Raw genomic sequence first — 16,250 nt, 5'->3', positions numbered from 1 at the left:
ACCAAGAAGGAGGAAGTATTCATTCATGAAAGTGAAAAAAATTAACCTGTGGCTCATTCTTATCCTGATGGTTACCCAATGGACCACTAGCTTTGGATCTTTCACACAAAGCGCTTATGCAGAACCCAGTAATATTACTGAAAATCTGATCCAAAGTGTAACACTTGCCGTGTATACGGATGACCACTACTCAGAGACAGTCACCGGGAATGTGTATCAGCTGGATTCCCACACTGAATTAAACTACAACTGGTCATTATATGACGGGCACGGGTATAAAGCAGGCTCCACTTTTGGATTTGATCTTCCGGGGCAATTCGAGCTCTATAACGATTTAGATGGAGAGCTTCTATTTGGGAGTGAAGCGGTCGGTACGTACCATGTCAATAAAGACAGCAATCATGTGGTCTTTACGTTCAATGAATTTATTGAACAGTACGATCAAGTAAGCGGCACTTTCACTGTACGCTCACTGCTTAGTTCTAAAAAAATATCCGGGTCTACGAAACAGCTTGTGGAGTTTCCTATCCATGGCGGCACCCAGGTGATTGAACTACAATTCAAGCCTAACGTCAGTTCGACCGTAGAGAAGAAAGGAACTCCAGCACCTCAATTCTACAATCCGAAGCAAATCAACTGGACAGTCGATGTAAACAAGGCCTTGGAAAGTGTAGGCAATGCTGCCGTCACCGATGTCATTCCAGCAGGTTTGTCACTGGATACGAGTACCATTGTAGTGCGCGAGCTTGGAGTGAATCTGGATGGCACAGTCACGCCTGGAGCCATTGTTCCGGGAAGCAGTTATAACACTTCCGGGTCTGCCCCGGCGAAGCTGGAATTGAAATTTAATCAGAGTCCGATTATCAAGGCGTATCGTATAGAATTCACCACCGATATTACAGCCAGCGGTGAAGACGCAGTTAGTTATGAGAATACTGCGGTATTTACAGGCGACGGCGGATTATCCAAAGAATCAAAGGCTACCGTTACCGCAGGAAGAGGTAAGCCGCTTAATAAAGTGACTGCCGGCTACGATTCTGCCACCCAGACTATCAGCTGGGCCATTGAATTCAACTACAATGAAAAGCTGATTCCGGCAAACGATGCGCTGCTGAAGGATACTGTAGACCTCAAACAAGAGCTCATCGCAAATTCACTGATGGTATACCCGGTGACTATTGCGGCCGATGGTACAGGGGTCAAGGATGAACAGCCGCTTCCGGACAATAAATACACGGTTACTACCTCAGTGGTAGATGGTAAAAATCAGTTTGCACTTAAATTCAAAGATGATATTCACTCGGCATACCGCATCGAATACAAGACAAAGGCATCAGAACGTGTATTCAAAAATGGTAATGTCACTAATGAAGTGATTTTTGGTGAACATAAAGAATCATCTTCCCAGAATATCACCCAACAAATATTGTCCAAGGGAAACAGCAATATCCATTACCTGAACAAGACAGTAGACTGGACAATTACAATCAACAAAGACTCCAAAACAATGAATAATTTGAAGGTAACGGATACCTTCCTTAACGCAGGACTGAAGCTTGTCCCAGGAACCCTCGTAATTAAACCGGCCGGGGGAGGTGCTGCCGTCGTTACAGAGGTAGTCTATACGGAGCACAACCCTGTGACGGCAACCGACGGGTTTACGATCATTTTCAAAGCGCCGATTCATGAACCGTATACCATCACCTATACCACACAGTTCAATTATGACTGGCTCTCGGAGGGAGAAGACCGCTTCGTTAATCAGGCAGTGCTGGAATGGTTAGAGACCGGAGAAACCGATGTGCGGACAATAACGGAAACTTCAACGTTCAATCCTAGAGCTGAAGTGAAAAATAACGGCCTTAAGAACGGTTCTTACGATGCTCTTGCCAAGAAAATCACTTGGAATATCGGGGCTAACTATAATATGAAATCCCTGGCCAAGGCCAAACTGACAGATACGATCAGCGAAGGCCAAATTGTAGATCTGGATTCCGTTAAGGTGTTCAAATGGGTCTACGGCAAGAACGGGAACCCTGATGAGGATGTAAACGTCAATGAAGAGGATTACAAGGTGACTCTGAGCGGCGGGAAGCTGGAGATAAGCTTTAATAAAACGATCAATTATGCATTTTATGTTACCTTTAAGACTTCATTCGCCGGTCAGGTTATCGACCTGAAGGAAGTTAACAACACTGCGGTTCTGTATGACGGTACGGCCCGGGAATCCGCTGACCTGAATGCTTCTGTCAACATTCCTAACGGGGGCGAATATATCAACAAAACAGGGGCGCAAAACGGAAATAAGATTGATTGGACGGTATATATTAACCGGAATCAATCTGTTGTGAAGGATGCTGTACTAACAGACCTTCCGAGTGCGAACCAAATTCTGCTCACCAACACTTATCATCTCTACAAGACAAATGTTGCGGCCAACGGAACAATAACGCCAGCCAGTGAGGAACTGGTTAACGGGAAGGATTATACTCTGAAATTTCTGAAGGACAGTGACGGTAAAGAAAGCTTCCAGCTGAAGTTTGTAAGTGAAATTTCAGAAGCCTATATCCTTAAGTACCAGTCACTGATTGCTGCACAGAATAACGAGCAGGTTAGTAATGAGGTAAACCTCGAAGGGAAAAATGTAAAAGAAGTGACCAAAGACAGCAATTCCGAAATCACGGTTAAGCTCTCAAGCGGATCTGGTACAGGAAGCGGTGTAAGAGGTACCCTTAGTATTGAGAAGATCGATGCCAGCAATCATAGTAAAACTCTCCAGGGAGCTGAATTTGATTTATTCCGTATCGCCGGCAATGAGCAGATTTGGATTAATTCGGGAGTTACTAATGTAGAAGGTAAGCTTGAATTCACTAAATTGCTCGGAGGCGATTACACAGTAATCGAAAAAACTTCACCTGCAGGTTACGTGTTAGATACGACGCCTCATCCAGTCAAAATCAATTCAACTACAGGTATAGAGCTGCAAATTACAAATAAAACAACAGTTGTGCCGACAGTGGCGCCAACGGTATCACCGTCACCGACAGCATCGCCGACTTTAGCGCCAACAGTAGCACCAACAGTAGCACCGACTATAGCTCCAACGGCAACGCCAACAGTAGCACCGACAGAAGCGCCAACAGCAACACCTACTGTAGCGCCAACGGCAACGCCGACAGTAGCACCGACTGAAGCACCAACAGCAACGCCAACAATAGCACCAACGGCAACGCCGACTCCTGCGCCAACAATGGCACCAACAGAAACACCATATGTACCATCATTACCGTCGTCGACGCCAACTCCAGGCGTACCAGGGGTCGTAGTCACACCGGGTCCAACAGTAACCCCAGCAGTGACTCCAACAGCTTCACCAGAACCTACTGTTGCACCGGGAGTGACACCTGCATCTAGCAGTCCTTCTAGTCCACAACCCACCGCTGTCACTACAATAGAGGATGTTCCGATTGAGGGTGAGATCCCGCTTGGAGGGATACCTAGTATTGGTGACAAGCCTGAACATGGAACCGTCGTAATTACACCTGACGGGAAATGGAAATACACACCAGACCCTGGCTATACAGGCAAAGATAAGTTTACCATCATCATTAATAATAATGGTGAGGAGCAAGAGCTCGAAATCGAGGTAGTGGTTGACGAGGTGCCGAAAGGGACCGTAGACGAACCAGTGCAACAAGAACCTGCGAACCAAAGCGGTCTGCCGGGCAAGCTTCCGCAGACAGGAGAGGAAGCACCCATTTTGATTTACGCAGCTGGAATTGGACTGATCCTTCTCGGGTTCATACTCTCCAGGAAATTCAGGGAATCTAAAAAATAATCAAGTCGAAGACAAAACCGCCACTTCATAACGAAGCGGCGGTTTTGTCTTCAAGCGGTATATTCTTGTGATTACCTTGTTTCCATGTTTCATACCAATTAGTAATTTCAGTGATAGGTTCTATCCCCAGCTCATACAGAAGTATTTCCGAGAGATGATTATATTGACTCTCAACAGCTGGCCGGTCCCCGACGGTCTCATAGATCTTCATTAATCCGAAATGCGCCTGCTCAAAGTAGGGCTGCATCTGAACGATTCGCTGATACACCGTTACTGCTTCAGCAAGTTTGTTGCAGGAGATATAGAAATTACCAATATTCATAGCGTGATGAAGCCAGATCGTGCGAAGACGCTGCCGTTCACTTTCTGCCCATAAGAAATCATAATCCCCCATATAGTCCCCTATGTAAAGTTCGAATAAGCGATGATGCTCCAGAACATTGCCGGAATGAATTAAGGACAGACGCTGAATACCTTCTTCCCATTCGTCGACATCGACATGCAGTCCTTTAACTTCAAGCAGGTAGCCTTCACCGGCACTGACATTACTGATCTGCAGATCAATTTCCCCCTGTTTAAGGCACTGCCTAACCTGATAAATTGTAGTGTACAGTAGCGAGGAGGCTTTTTTGACTGGAAAGTCAGGCCATAGCAGTTCAATAAGCGCATCCCTGTGAACAAAGCGGTTACGATTGTGCAATAAATACGCGAACAGCTCCTGAGCCTTCGTAGTGCGCCAGCGGAAATTGGGAATTATAACGCCCCCGTATTCGAACCGGATCGATTGGAAGCAGTGCACCAGAGTAGCTTTGACCGGATGTAACAACGCTTGCGCCTCCAGACGCTTCTCCAGCCGCTCAAGTGTTACCGAAAGTCTGCTGCGGTTAACAGGCTTTAGAATATAATCCAGCGCATTAAGCTCAAAGGCATCAACGGCATAGTTATTGTAGGCTGTCAAAAAAACGATCATTGCTTTGGGACAGATGCTCTGAAGTTGTTCTGCGACCATAAGACCGTTAAGCTCCGGCATTTCAATATCCAGAAAAATCACATCCGGACTTAAGCGGGGAGCAGCCTCAAGAGCTTGTACAGGATCCGTAAAGCATCCTGCAACCTCCACAGTTTTCATTTCATTAAGCATAAACTCCAGTTTAACTATAGCCAGTCGTTCATCATCTATTAGCAGTGCCTTAATCAAAGAATATTACACCTCCTGATCGATCTCTCCGATTATTCATATTAAGACTGTTCAAATTGCCCCCCGAAGGAAGAGGGCCACCAGCCTCCGGCCCAGGACAAGATGAGATTCATACTTAAGCGGACGATTCCCAATCAACATCAGGGTCGAGAAGGTCTCTGCCAGGAACATTGGATCGTCTTCACGAAGAAGCTGCTGGTTCATCGCGTTCCTGAAATGGACAGCTAACAATCCGATAATTTGTTGCTCGGCTTCCCGGATTATCCGAATCTGCTCTTTTTCAAGATAAGGCTCAGCATCCCTCATCATCGATTCAATCTCAGTATGGGGATTTGCTAAGCTGGCTTCCGCCAAACGGACCAACCCCTGTTCCAGATGATCGGCTTCATTCAACAGCTCGGCAGTGACTCTATGGATATTGTGAAACATCGCAGTCATGGCGACCTTGAATAGTTCAGGTTTGCTTGCGAAATGATAATAAATGGCCTGCTTGGAGACACCGCATTGTTTCCCGATTTGCTGGAGTGTGACCGATTCGTAGCCGTATTCCTTAAACAATGAGGATGCAGTAGAAATAATCGTTTGCTGAACAGATAAGTCTGTGTCAGCTTGTTTGGGTCTACCCGGCAACCGCTTTCTTGATTTTTCTGGCATTGCACACTCTCCTTCATAGATATATTATGACACAAGCCGGGCATAAACAATATCTACTATCCACTTGTAATTTTACTTACCGGTAAATATAATTAATCTGTAGTCAAAATAGCGATACTAAAGGTGGTTGTATATTGAAAACGGCAAAACGCATGAGCAGATGGAAGAAAATACTGATATGGATAAGCGTGGTTGTCGTCGCCCTTGTGGCAGGAGTGTTTGTATATCTCAAATCGGTTACGTATAGCCCGTCCGGAAATGCTGAAGCAGCAATGCTAAGCGACGATCAGGTACATGTCACCACTATAAAGCAGGGTTACCGGTTTGAACCGCAGGGAAAAGAAGCTGTGGAGCCCAATATCATTTTTTATCCGGGAGGTCTGGTAGAACCCGCAAGTTATGCTCCGCTCGCCAGAGCAATGGCGGAACAAGGCCACCGGGTATACATTGCCAAGATGCCGCTCAATTTAGCCATCTTTGGTCAGAATAAAGCCGACATTTTCATTGCAGAGCATCCTGATGAAGCGTTCGTCATTGGCGGCCATTCGCTGGGCGGCGCATTTGCCTCCCGGTATGCTGCAGAGCAGCCTGAGAAGCTTGAAGGTATTTTTTACTTGGCCTCTTATGCAGATGACGGTGGAAGCTTAAAGGATACCAGCTTATCTGCATTACAAATTACAGGAACCGATGATGGCGTACTGAACAAGGAAGAATGGGAGAAGACCCAAACGAATCTACCTGAGGACACAACATTCGTCAGCATTGATGGAGGGAACCACGGACAGTTCGGATCATACGGGATGCAAAAGGGAGATCATGCACCTGAAATTACCGAAGATGAACAACTCCGGAGTGTCGTCCAGGCGTTAGATGATTGGTTTAACTCATTCAAATAGGTAAAGAGGGGAAGATGCAGGAAGGTTATCATAAAGGCGCAGGGTAAACCAAAAACATCCGCAGCAGGTGCGATAGGCTCCTGCTGCGGATGTTTTTCTTTTTTAGAGCCCTTCGCCTACTTGGTGAACCCGCAGCAGGTTGGTGGTTCCGGTGCAGCCTGCGGGGACACCGGCGGTGATGACCACCAAGTCGCCATCTTGTATGTATCCGGCTGACTTGGCCAGTTCAACAGCGGCTGCTACAGCTGCATCCGTGCTGGAAGCGGACTCTTTGCGCAGCAGCGGAGTTACCCCCCAGGTCAAAGACAGGGCATACAGCACGCTCTCCTGGGTGGATACAGCGATGACCGGTACAGCCGGCTTATGCTTGGCGATCATCCGGGCGGTAAAGCCGCTTTCGGTCAGGGCAAGAATGGCCTTGGCGGAGAGCGCGAGCGCAGTACGGGCAACAGCTTCACCGATGGCGCCGGTTACGTTATCGGCAGCCTCATCACCCTTGAGGCTGTAGCGGTCATAACGTCCCAGAACGGACTCGGTGCGGGCGGCGATGCGCGCCATGGTCTCGACGGACTCCAGCGGGTACTTGCCTGCGGCAGATTCACCGGACAGCATGACGGAATCGGTGCCGTCGAAGATGGCATTGGCGACATCGCTTGCTTCCGCACGGGTCGGACGCGGGTTCATCTGCATGGACTCCAGCATGTGGGTGGCGGTGATGACCGGTTTTCCGGCCAGGTTACACTTCTTGATCATGTCTTTCTGAACCAGTGGCACCTCCTCCACCGGCAGGTCTACGCCCAGATCGCCGCGGGCAACCATCAGGCCGTCAGCTACGCTCAGGATAGCGTCCAGGTTCTCCACGCCTTCGTCATTTTCAATCTTGGCAATGACTTGGATATGGCCGCCCTTGTGTTTATTTAGGATATGTTTAATCTCTAGAATGTCTTCGGCTTTGCGTACGAAGGATTGGGCGATGATGTCGATCCTCTGCTCAATACCGAACTCGATGTGCCGGACGTCCTTCTCAGTTACGCCGGGAAGACTGGTTTTGATGCCGGGAACATTGATGCCCTTGCGCTGCTTCAGCTTGCCGCCGTTCAGGATGAGGCAGGTGATTTCGGTGCCTTCGGCCTTTACGACCTCCAACCGGACCAGACCGTCATCGATCAGAATGATAGTGCCGGGCTTGACATCTTGGGGCAGCTGCTTGTAGGTGACTTGTATGCGGTCCTTGGTGCCGAGTACTTCCTCGGTGGTCAGAACCACGGCTTCACCCGATACCAGCTCCGCATAGTCCGAGGCCATTTTACCGATGCGAATTTCCGGACCTTTGATGTCGAGCAGGACGGCAACGTATTGGTTCAGCTCCTTGGCTGCTTCCCGGATACGGCGGATGCGCTCCGCATGCTCGTCCAGCTCTCCGTGGGCGAAATTCAGGCGGGCGACGTTCATACCGGCCCGGATCAGCTTCCGGAGCATTTCGGGACTTTCGCTGGAGGGGCCAATGGTACAGACGATTTTAGTTTTGTTCATGGATTTTTCTCTCCTTCATAAATTAGCATTGAACACTTGTGAAAATTTTCCTTAACTAATACAATAAAGCAAAAAGATTCATCAGAAAAATATATTTATTTTCGTTATTCATCAATTTTGATGTAGGAGGCAGGTCATCTTATGAATCTTCACGCCCTTAAAATATTTCACACCGTCGTCGAAAAAGGAGGAGTCACCCGTGCCGCTGAGGAACTACGGATTAGCCAGCCTGCGGTTACGGCCCAGGTACGCAACCTGGAGAAGGAACTGGGCATCCAGCTGTTAGCCTCCAAAGGGCGTGGCATTCTGGTGACCGATGCGGGTCAGATGCTGGCCAGCCACGCGAAACGGCTGTTTGCGCTCGAGCGGGAGCTGGATGAAGTGGTCCGGGAATATAAGGCCGGGTTCAGCGGTATCCTGCGGATCGTCGCCACCTATCTGCCAGCCAATCTGCTGCTTCCGGAATGGCTTGCTCTCTACAAGCAGGAGCACCCTTCTGTGGAGGTAGTCCTGACCACGGCCAACTCCCGGGAAGCAGTGGAGGGGCTATTGCAGTATGATGCGGAGGTAGCCGTATACGGAGGCGGCTGGGAGGAGCAGGCGGGCATCCAATGGGAGGAGCTTCTGGAGGATGAGCTCTGGTTTATCGTCCCCAAAAACCATCCATACGCCGGGAAAGAAATTACTTTAGCAGAGATGATGAAGGTTCCCTTCATTCTGCGTGAAGAAGGAAGTTCTACCCGGGAACGTCTCTTCTCCTTGTGCCGGGCTTTAAACGTGAGTCCTCCCAAGGTTGGTCTACAATTTAACGGGGTGAACGAGATGGTTCGGGCCGTCATGGCCGGCTACGGAGCCGTCTTTATCTCCTCCCTGGCCGTAAGGGACAATGTGGAGCGCGGGGATGTGGAGCGTGTGAGGGTCAAGGGCGCTTCCTTGCTAAATCCGATTGCCGTGTGTACCCGGAAGCAGGAGACGTTGTCACCACCGGCTGCGGCATTCCTCTCATTGGTCCGGGAGCAGTCGAAAGGATGGGCATGAAGGAGAACATTATGTCAGATGTAAGGCCTTTCAGTCTTGAAAATGAAAGTACTATTATCCCTGAATCATGGAGGGAGTATATCGAATTAGCAGAAAAGCAGCATCAGCTACACAAAAAAACGTTGGCTGTCGTAATTGCTTCTCAGATATTTGGCGGAGCAGGGTTAGCCGCAGGTATTACAGTTGGAGCACTGCTGGCACAGGATATGATCGGTTCAGATAATTATGCCGGGCTTCCATCTGCCTTATTTACGCTTGGTTCTGCTGGTACAGCATTAGTGGTTGGCCGGCTTTCTCAAAAATCAGGCCGGCGTGTAGGGTTAGCAGCCGGATTTTTTGCGGGAGGGGCAGGTGCATTTGGAGTTGTTCTTGCGGCAATATTGAATAATGTCATTCTGCTGTTTCTATCGCTATTCATATATGGAGCTGGGACTGCGACAAACCTGCAGGCACGATATGCAGCAACGGACTTGTCGCCGCCGGCTAAGCGGGCCAAAGCTATAAGCATGGCCATGGTTTTTACCACCTTTGGTGCTGTGGCAAGACCTAATCTTGTTAATTTTACGGGGAGAGTTGCCACTTCGCTAGGTGCACCGGCGCTGTCAGGCCCATTTATGTTAGGTGCTGTGGCGTATACTCTGGCTGGCCTGGTTCTGCTTATTTTTCTTCGGCCAGATCCTTACCTCGTCTCGAAAGCCATTGCAGAAGCGAACCGGATAAAAAATACAAATGGTGATGTACGCAGCTCACATGATATGGAAGGAAGCGTTAATAAGCCCGGGCTCATCACCGGAGCAACGGTAATGGTTCTAACACAGATTGTAATGGTTGCCATTATGACAATGACACCTTTGCATATGAAGAGTCACGGTCACGGCTTAGGCGCAGTAGGGATGGTAATCGGCATTCACGTGGCAGCTATGTATCTACCTTCATTAGTTACTGGAATCTTGGTTGATAGACTGGGCCGGACTATTATGGCTTATGCAGCCGGGTTGACACTGTTGTCAGCAGGGTTAATAGCAGCATATGCGCCTAGTGACTCAATGCCGTTGCTTATATTGGCACTTGCACTTTTAGGCTTAGGATGGAACTTTGGGCTGATAAGCGGAACGGCAACGATTATCGATGCTACACCTCTGCATATCAGGGCCAAAACACAAGGTACAGTCGATGTTTTAATCGCTTTATCCGGCGCTTCAGGCGGGGTGCTGTCCGGCCTGATCGTGGCTCATTCTGATTACTCTACGCTCTCTTTAGCTGGCGGGATTCTATCGTTGCTGCTGATTCCGGTTATACTACGGTTTCAAATTAAAAAGAAAACCAATTGATCAGGTTGTAGCCCTCTTCACGATTCTTGAATTACTTTTCTATCTACCTTTTTCACTGTTTGCCCGCCAATCTTAGATGATTTCAAGCCATTTCACTCCTTAAAGGTTATATGTATTACGATTAGGAGTATTACACTTGACAAATTGGCGAGAAACAAACCTGAGCCCAGCATCTATTTAAGACTTTGGTCCAGCTATAAATAAGGGTACTTCCTGTTCTCATATAACGTTAATCTCTTAGGAAACCAGTATCCATACCAAACACCGGTCAGGTGAGAAGGAGCAACAGCATGAATAAGGAAACCTTTTGGAGCATCATTGATCAAGCCAGGTCATTGGCAAACGGCTGGGAGAGGATGTACGAGCCATTGGTTCAAGCGTTGTCATCGCTTAAACCGGCCGAAATTTTACAGTGGCAGCAGATATTCAGCCTGTATCAGCAGCTCTCTTATAAAAACAAACTTTGGGCGGCGGCTTATACGATTAACGGAGGGTGTTCGGACGACGGTTTTGATTATTTTCGCGGATGGCTGACGGCCCAGGGCAAGGATGTTTTCCTTAATGCGCTGAACAATCCCGATTCGCTTGCGGAAGTAGAGGCTTGCGAGGGAGACGTAAGTTTTGAGCGCATCCTGGGTGCAGCCTGCAACGCCTATCTTCATCAGCTCGGCTTGCCGCCAGATTATGAGCTGTTCTATGCTGCCCTTGACAACCATCCGCTTGCCGATGGAACGGTTGAGGCCATTACATCCGAAATCACGTACGCGGATGATATCGATCAGGATTGGGACGAAGACGACGAAGAAGCGATGCACAAGTGGCTTCCAAAACTGTGCGAGGCTTTTGATTGGTAACAAGAGATTAACGTTAGCCCCATGGAGGGATATTTGAGTGTATAAAAAGACCGTACTACTGCTCCCTTTACCGATTTGATAGGTATCCCGGTATATCATTTTGAACAGAAGCTTTCCCTGTGCCTAATTAAGGTATCAGCTGGAAAGCTTTTTTTGTACAGGAGCAGTCCTAGCAAAATAAAAAAAGAATATATTGACCAAAGTCATAATCATGGATATAATTTACATTGTTAATCGTAATCATTACTATTTAGGCTTTTCATTCAATACTATGCCGGGGGTGAGGGATGCTTCAGGAAATATCATTCGCAAAATTAAGTCCCACTCAAAACATGACCATTCTGGTAAAAAGCATGCATAGCGAAGAGGAATATGCTCCGATTGCTTCAAGGCTCATGTCCTACGACAATGTATTTGCCGAGCAGGTTGGCTTCATCAAACAAGCTACACATCCCGGTGCTGTTGCTGCCCTGAATATGGCAGGAGGTGAGTTTTGCGGAAATGCCTGTATGGCATTGGCTGCACTCACCGCACACCAGCAGACAATCCATCCAAGTGAATCCACAACAATTCATTTGGAGGCCTCCGGAACAGATCAATTGATCAACTGTCTGGTACAAAAAACAGATGAGGATGATTTCTTCTGCAAGGTTATGATGCCTGTCCCCAGGAATATAGAAGCCAGAACTTTAAAGCACGAGGGCAATAATTACACCGCCGGGCTAGTCCAATACTCCGATTTCCTTCACATTATTCTAGAAGTACAGCAGTTTACCGGCTCCTTAAAGAAATTGGCTGAGAATTTAGCAAGGATGCTTGAGATTACATCATCCTATCCTCTCATCGGTGTCCTGTTGTTCAAGCCTGATTCTAATGAGCTGCTCCCGCTTATGTATGTTCCGGCGCTGGATAGTCTGGTTTGGGAAAGAGGCTGCGGATCAGGAACCGCTTCAGTGGGTGCCTATGCCGCTTGGAAGAATCGAACATTATTTGAGGCACCGATACAACAGCCCGGCGGAATTATCCGGGTCTCAGCAAGTTGCGAGGAACACAAAATTTCAGGTGTGAGTATATCAGGCAATGTCAGCATTGTTGCAGAGGGTAAAGCATATATCCATCTTTAACTCATACTAATGAGAGGTGCTGATTGGAGATGTCCCTGTATTCACTTCATGATTACGCATCTAAGTTCAGGCAAATAGCGGATATGTATGATGGTACAGCAAAGAGAAGCGCAGAGCTCACTGAACTTATTGATAGTTATACCGGTTTTATCATGAACCCAAGCAATATACCGTTGTGGGAGGAGCTTGAACAACCAGGCTCAAGGAGAGGGCATGAGCTAGCAGCAGAATTAAGAGAGGTTTCCGCCAGATGTGTTTCCATTATGGAGAAGAACCGTGCAATTAAAGTATTAGGCGGAGTTGAAGAGGCAGCTGCTTATTTTGCAAATGTTGAATCCTGTATTGAACAGGAATTCGGGAGCTTTCACCTCAGCTCTGATTCAAAGGTTGTAATGATCGGGTCAGGGGCGTTTCCGATAACTCCGATGCTCATAGGCCGGCAAAAGAATGTGGAGGTGCTTGGATTAGATATTGATAAGGAAGCGGTTGAGCTTAGCAACAATGTCCTGAAAAAGCTGGGCAGTACTTTGCCTATACGTCTGGTAACAGGGGAAATACATGATTTCAAGCTGGAAATAAAGGCGGCAACTCATATTATTTTCAGCTCAACGGTTGCCTTGAAGTATGAATTACTGGATCGGTTGCATGCACTTACCTCTAAGGGAGTTGTTGTATCCATGCGTTACGGGAATCAGCTTAAATCGCTTTTCAATTATCCCATGCAGCCTGTGGATGAGTCCAAATGGAGGATCGCAGAGCAGCTATCGTGTCCCGGTCAAGTCTTTGACGTAGCATTGTACTGTAAAGTTTAGAGGTTTGCTTAAGAAGGGAGGCCATAATGGACGGGTTCAAGCGCGTTCTATTGCTGGGCACAGGGCCTGCTGCGGTTCAGCTGGCGGTGCTGATCAAAAATGATTTTCACTGTGAGCTGGGATTAGCCGGACGGGTCTCAAGCCGCTCCGAACTATTCATGGCTGCACTCCATTCGGGCGGAAACCGCTTGTACTCGAGGGTGCAGAATGAATCCCACCAGTTGCTGGAGGGCGAGTGCTGCCCGGAGCAGGTATTTCACGGCTATGAAACCGTGACGGGGAGCTGGGATACTATCATCCTTAACGTGACTGCGGATGCTTATCTGAGTGTATTAAGCAGCCTTAACAGGGATGTGCTGGCGCATGTAAAATGCATTCTGTTGATTTCTCCAACTTTGGGCTCTAACAGTCTGGTTCACAAATACATACAAAAGACCGGCCTGGAAGCGGAAGTAATCAGCTGCTCCACTTATTTGGGCGATACCCGCTGGATTGATGGACAACCGTCAAACTGTGTACTAACCACGGCCGTGAAAAGAAAGCTGTTCATTGGCTCCACGCATGTGAAAAATATAAATGTGAACAGGTTAACCGGGCTGTACGACCGCCTAGATATCATGCTGGAGGTTATGAAGTCCCCGCTGGAGGCCGAGAGCAGAAATATTTCCCTGTTCGTGCATCCGGCGCTGTTTATGAATGACTTCTCGCTCAATACCGTATTCAGGCAAAGATCAGGAGTTAAGTATGTATACAAATTATTTCCTGAAGGCCCGGTTACGTACACGCTAATCCATGAAATGCTGGAATGCTGGAAAGAGCTGTCTGTATTGTTTGAGGCTTTAAATCTGAAGAGTATGAATCTCCTTAAGTTTATGACAGAGGATAATTATCCGGTCAGAACAGAGAGCTTGCCGCAGGCAAGCATCGACAGCTTCATTTCGCTTGAACCGGTGCATCAGGAGTATCTGCTGTACATCCGTTATGCCTCCTTGCTGATCGACCCGTTTTCTGAACCGGATTCGGACGGACGATACTACGACTTCTCAGCAGTTCCCATCCAGTCTATATTCACAAACCGGGACGGGGCGTGGGATGTTCCACGAATGCCTAAGGAGGATTATTACCGCACCAAAATTATTCAGGGCCTGGCCCGGCACTTGAAGCGGAGCTGCCCGACTATTGATACCTTTATTGACCGGTATGAGCAGCAATTAATGTTCTCAGCCCGATTGCTTCAGGGACAGAACCTCTCCGGTGCGTTTCAAATACAGGCGTTTTCGGAAGATATTCAATTGATCTGCAGTGATTTGACTGTGTGATACAGATGCAGCTCCAGAAACTATAAACATAACATGGGGGAAATCAAATGAAACGAAAATTAATCACTTTACTGGCGGCAGTCACGGCGCTGGCTTTGCTGGCCGGATGCGGTAAGGCGGAGAACGGACAAACCGCTGCGTCCAGTCCAAAGCAGGAGCTCGTTTACGCAACAGTCAAGGATATTAACGATATGAATCCGCATCTTTATCCAGGCTCTATGCCGGCCCAAGGAATGGTCTACGAATCACTGGTCGAAAACACACCTGAAGGAATCAAGCCGCTGTTGGCAGAATCCTGGACCATCTCCGAAGACGGAACTGTGTATACGTTTCAACTGAGACAAGGCGTTGTCTTCCACGATGGAGAACCGTTTAATGCAGAGGCAGTTAAACAGAATATCGATGCAGTGCAGCATAATGCGGTCAAGCATTCGTGGATCAAACTGTCCACCAAAATTGTCGATACCAAAGCGGTGGATGAATATACCTTCCAGATGACCTTGTCAGAGCCGTATTATCCTGCGTTGCTTGAGCTTTCCATGACCAGACCTTACGTCTTCCTGTCACCGAAAAACTTTATTCACGGGGAAACCAAGGATGGAGTAAACGGTTATAACGGAACCGGCCCTTACCGGCTCATCGAACATCAGACAGATCAGTATGCTATCTTTGAAGCTAATCCTGATTACTGGAACGGCGCACCGAAGATTAAGCAAATTACCGCCAAGGTGCTCCCGACAGGAGAAACAACTTACCTGGCCCTGCAAAAAGGGGAAGTTAACTTTGTCTTTACTGATGACAGGGGAACGGACAGCATTGATACAGAGGCAATGGACCGTCTGATTGCGGCCGGTGATTATCAAGTCGTTAGAAGTGAGCCGATGAACACGAAAGTAATTGTGGCCAACAGCAGCAAAGCCGGAAGTCCTGCACAGGAAAAAGCAGTCCGCGAAGCGATTTGGCATGCAATCGACCGTGAAAGTATCGCCCGTCAAATTTTTAGCGGAAAAGAAACGCCCGCTGAAACATTATTTTCCGCCAATGTGAACTATGCAGATATCGGATTAAAGACGCGTGCCTATGATTTGGAGGCGGCAGCACAGCTGCTGGACGATGCTGGCTGGAATGTCTCAGACGGCGGAACCCGCACTAAAGACGATAAGCCTTTATCCATGGAGCTCTATTATGATGCAGCTTCCATATCCCAGAAGACACAAGCCGAACTGATCCAAAATACGGTGAAAGGGCTCGGCATGGAGCTGAAGCTGATTGGCGAAGATTCCTCCTCCATCGCTAACCGGAGAGCAGCAGGGACTTATGATCTGCTGTTCAACCAGACATGGGGCCTTGCCTATGACCCGCAAAGTACAGTTTCTGCATTTACCTCTGAATCCTCATACTATCATGCAACAAGCGGTATTGCTCAAGCAGAGCAGCTTTATGACAAGATAAACAGGGTTATGGCAACTACCACAGAGGATCAGCGAAAATCACTGTACACGGATATTCTGACGATTGTCCATGATGAAGCCGTCTTCATTCCGGTTACGAACGGAAATCTTACTATAGTGGCTCCAAGCGGCTTGCAGGGCATCGGCTTTAAGCAGACGCAATTTGAGCTGCCTTTCGAGAATATGTTTTTTGAATAACCGG

Annotated in this window: 12 protein-coding genes; 9 read left to right on the top strand and 3 right to left on the bottom strand. The window is 47.9% G+C overall.

The features are described 5' to 3' along the window. Nucleotides 1-25 precede the first annotated feature (25 nt). Nucleotides 26-3,838 carry a collagen binding domain-containing protein gene (locus tag LOS79_RS07930; protein ID WP_315417845.1) on the top strand — a complete coding sequence of 1,271 codons (3,813 nt, stop codon included), beginning with the start codon at nucleotides 26-28 and terminating at the stop codon, nucleotides 3,836-3,838. A 25-nt stretch (nucleotides 3,839-3,863) separates the two neighbouring features. On the opposite strand, the gene LOS79_RS07925 is transcribed toward LOS79_RS07930, so the two are convergent. Beyond that, entirely contained in the window at nucleotides 3,864-5,036 is a 1,173-nt protein-coding gene (locus LOS79_RS07925) for a response regulator (RefSeq protein ID WP_315417843.1), read from the bottom strand. Nucleotides 5,037-5,087: 51 nt separating this feature from the next. Further along, the gene (locus LOS79_RS07920; protein WP_315417841.1) at nucleotides 5,088-5,690 is read right to left on the bottom strand and encodes a TetR/AcrR family transcriptional regulator; all 603 of its coding nucleotides are present in this window, start codon (nucleotides 5,688-5,690) and stop codon (nucleotides 5,088-5,090) included. Nucleotides 5,691-5,824: 134 nt separating this feature from the next. Here LOS79_RS07920 and LOS79_RS07915 point away from each other — a divergent pair, with 134 nt between their 5' ends. Beyond that, nucleotides 5,825-6,586: an alpha/beta hydrolase gene (locus LOS79_RS07915; protein ID WP_315417839.1), complete on the top strand. Its 762-nt coding sequence runs from the start codon at nucleotides 5,825-5,827 to the stop codon at nucleotides 6,584-6,586. Between the two features lie 102 nt (nucleotides 6,587-6,688). Here LOS79_RS07915 and pyk read toward each other — a convergent pair whose 3' ends face one another. Next, complete coding sequence (gene pyk, locus LOS79_RS07910; RefSeq protein WP_315417836.1) at nucleotides 6,689-8,119, bottom strand: pyruvate kinase; 1,431 nt, start codon at nucleotides 8,117-8,119, stop codon at nucleotides 6,689-6,691. A 141-nt stretch (nucleotides 8,120-8,260) separates the two neighbouring features. Here pyk and LOS79_RS07905 point away from each other — a divergent pair, with 141 nt between their 5' ends. The 7 genes from LOS79_RS07905 to cntA all read left to right on the top strand — a co-directional run bounded on the left by LOS79_RS07905 (nucleotide 8,261) and on the right by cntA (nucleotide 16,246). Then, a complete protein-coding gene (locus tag LOS79_RS07905) occupies nucleotides 8,261-9,157 on the top strand; it encodes a LysR substrate-binding domain-containing protein (RefSeq protein WP_315417834.1) in 897 nt (298 codons plus the stop codon). 11 nt (nucleotides 9,158-9,168) lie between these two features. Further along, complete coding sequence (locus LOS79_RS07900; RefSeq protein WP_397386784.1) at nucleotides 9,169-10,488, top strand: MFS transporter; 1,320 nt, start codon at nucleotides 9,169-9,171, stop codon at nucleotides 10,486-10,488. A gap of 290 nt (nucleotides 10,489-10,778) precedes the next feature. Continuing rightward, nucleotides 10,779-11,342, top strand: coding sequence for a DUF4240 domain-containing protein (locus LOS79_RS07895; RefSeq protein WP_315417830.1), 564 nt, complete (start codon nucleotides 10,779-10,781; stop codon nucleotides 11,340-11,342). Between the two features lie 287 nt (nucleotides 11,343-11,629). After that, complete coding sequence (locus tag LOS79_RS07890) at nucleotides 11,630-12,466, top strand: histidine racemase CntK family protein (protein WP_315417828.1); 837 nt, start codon at nucleotides 11,630-11,632, stop codon at nucleotides 12,464-12,466. Between the two features lie 29 nt (nucleotides 12,467-12,495). Continuing rightward, nucleotides 12,496-13,278 carry a nicotianamine synthase family protein gene (locus tag LOS79_RS07885; RefSeq protein WP_315422063.1) on the top strand — a complete coding sequence of 261 codons (783 nt, stop codon included), beginning with the start codon at nucleotides 12,496-12,498 and terminating at the stop codon, nucleotides 13,276-13,278. A 26-nt stretch (nucleotides 13,279-13,304) separates the two neighbouring features. Next, the gene (locus tag LOS79_RS07880) at nucleotides 13,305-14,597 is read left to right on the top strand and encodes an opine metallophore biosynthesis dehydrogenase (RefSeq protein WP_315417825.1); all 1,293 of its coding nucleotides are present in this window, start codon (nucleotides 13,305-13,307) and stop codon (nucleotides 14,595-14,597) included. 47 nt (nucleotides 14,598-14,644) lie between these two features. Next, nucleotides 14,645-16,246, top strand: coding sequence for a staphylopine-dependent metal ABC transporter substrate-binding lipoprotein (gene cntA / locus LOS79_RS07875; protein ID WP_315417822.1), 1,602 nt, complete (start codon nucleotides 14,645-14,647; stop codon nucleotides 16,244-16,246). Nucleotides 16,247-16,250 lie beyond the last annotated feature (4 nt).

Origin of the sequence: Paenibacillus sp. MMS20-IR301 (assembly GCF_032302195.1) — a bacterium.
Taxonomy (GTDB): Bacteria; Bacillota; Bacilli; order Paenibacillales; family Paenibacillaceae; genus Paenibacillus_AQ.
The sequence above is the reverse complement of the archived record's forward strand: the minus strand, read 5'-3'. Positions and strand labels throughout refer to the sequence as shown.

What these genes read in the sequence shown, in the direction of transcription:
- LOS79_RS07930 (WP_315417845.1), top strand. Translation starts at nt 26, where the DNA reads ATGAAAGTGAAAAAAATTAACCTGTGGCTCATTCTTATCCTGATGGTT.
- LOS79_RS07920 (WP_315417841.1), bottom strand. Translation starts at nt 5,690, where the DNA reads ATGCCAGAAAAATCAAGAAAGCGGTTGCCGGGTAGACCCAAACAAGCT.
- pyk (WP_315417836.1), bottom strand. Translation starts at nt 8,119, where the DNA reads ATGAACAAAACTAAAATCGTCTGTACCATTGGCCCCTCCAGCGAAAGT.
- LOS79_RS07905 (WP_315417834.1), top strand. Translation starts at nt 8,261, where the DNA reads ATGAATCTTCACGCCCTTAAAATATTTCACACCGTCGTCGAAAAAGGA.
- LOS79_RS07900 (WP_397386784.1), top strand. Translation starts at nt 9,169, where the DNA reads ATGTCAGATGTAAGGCCTTTCAGTCTTGAAAATGAAAGTACTATTATC.
- LOS79_RS07895 (WP_315417830.1), top strand. Translation starts at nt 10,779, where the DNA reads ATGAATAAGGAAACCTTTTGGAGCATCATTGATCAAGCCAGGTCATTG.
- LOS79_RS07890 (WP_315417828.1), top strand. Translation starts at nt 11,630, where the DNA reads ATGCTTCAGGAAATATCATTCGCAAAATTAAGTCCCACTCAAAACATG.
- LOS79_RS07885 (WP_315422063.1), top strand. Translation starts at nt 12,496, where the DNA reads ATGTCCCTGTATTCACTTCATGATTACGCATCTAAGTTCAGGCAAATA.
- LOS79_RS07880 (WP_315417825.1), top strand. Translation starts at nt 13,305, where the DNA reads ATGGACGGGTTCAAGCGCGTTCTATTGCTGGGCACAGGGCCTGCTGCG.
- cntA (WP_315417822.1), top strand. Translation starts at nt 14,645, where the DNA reads ATGAAACGAAAATTAATCACTTTACTGGCGGCAGTCACGGCGCTGGCT.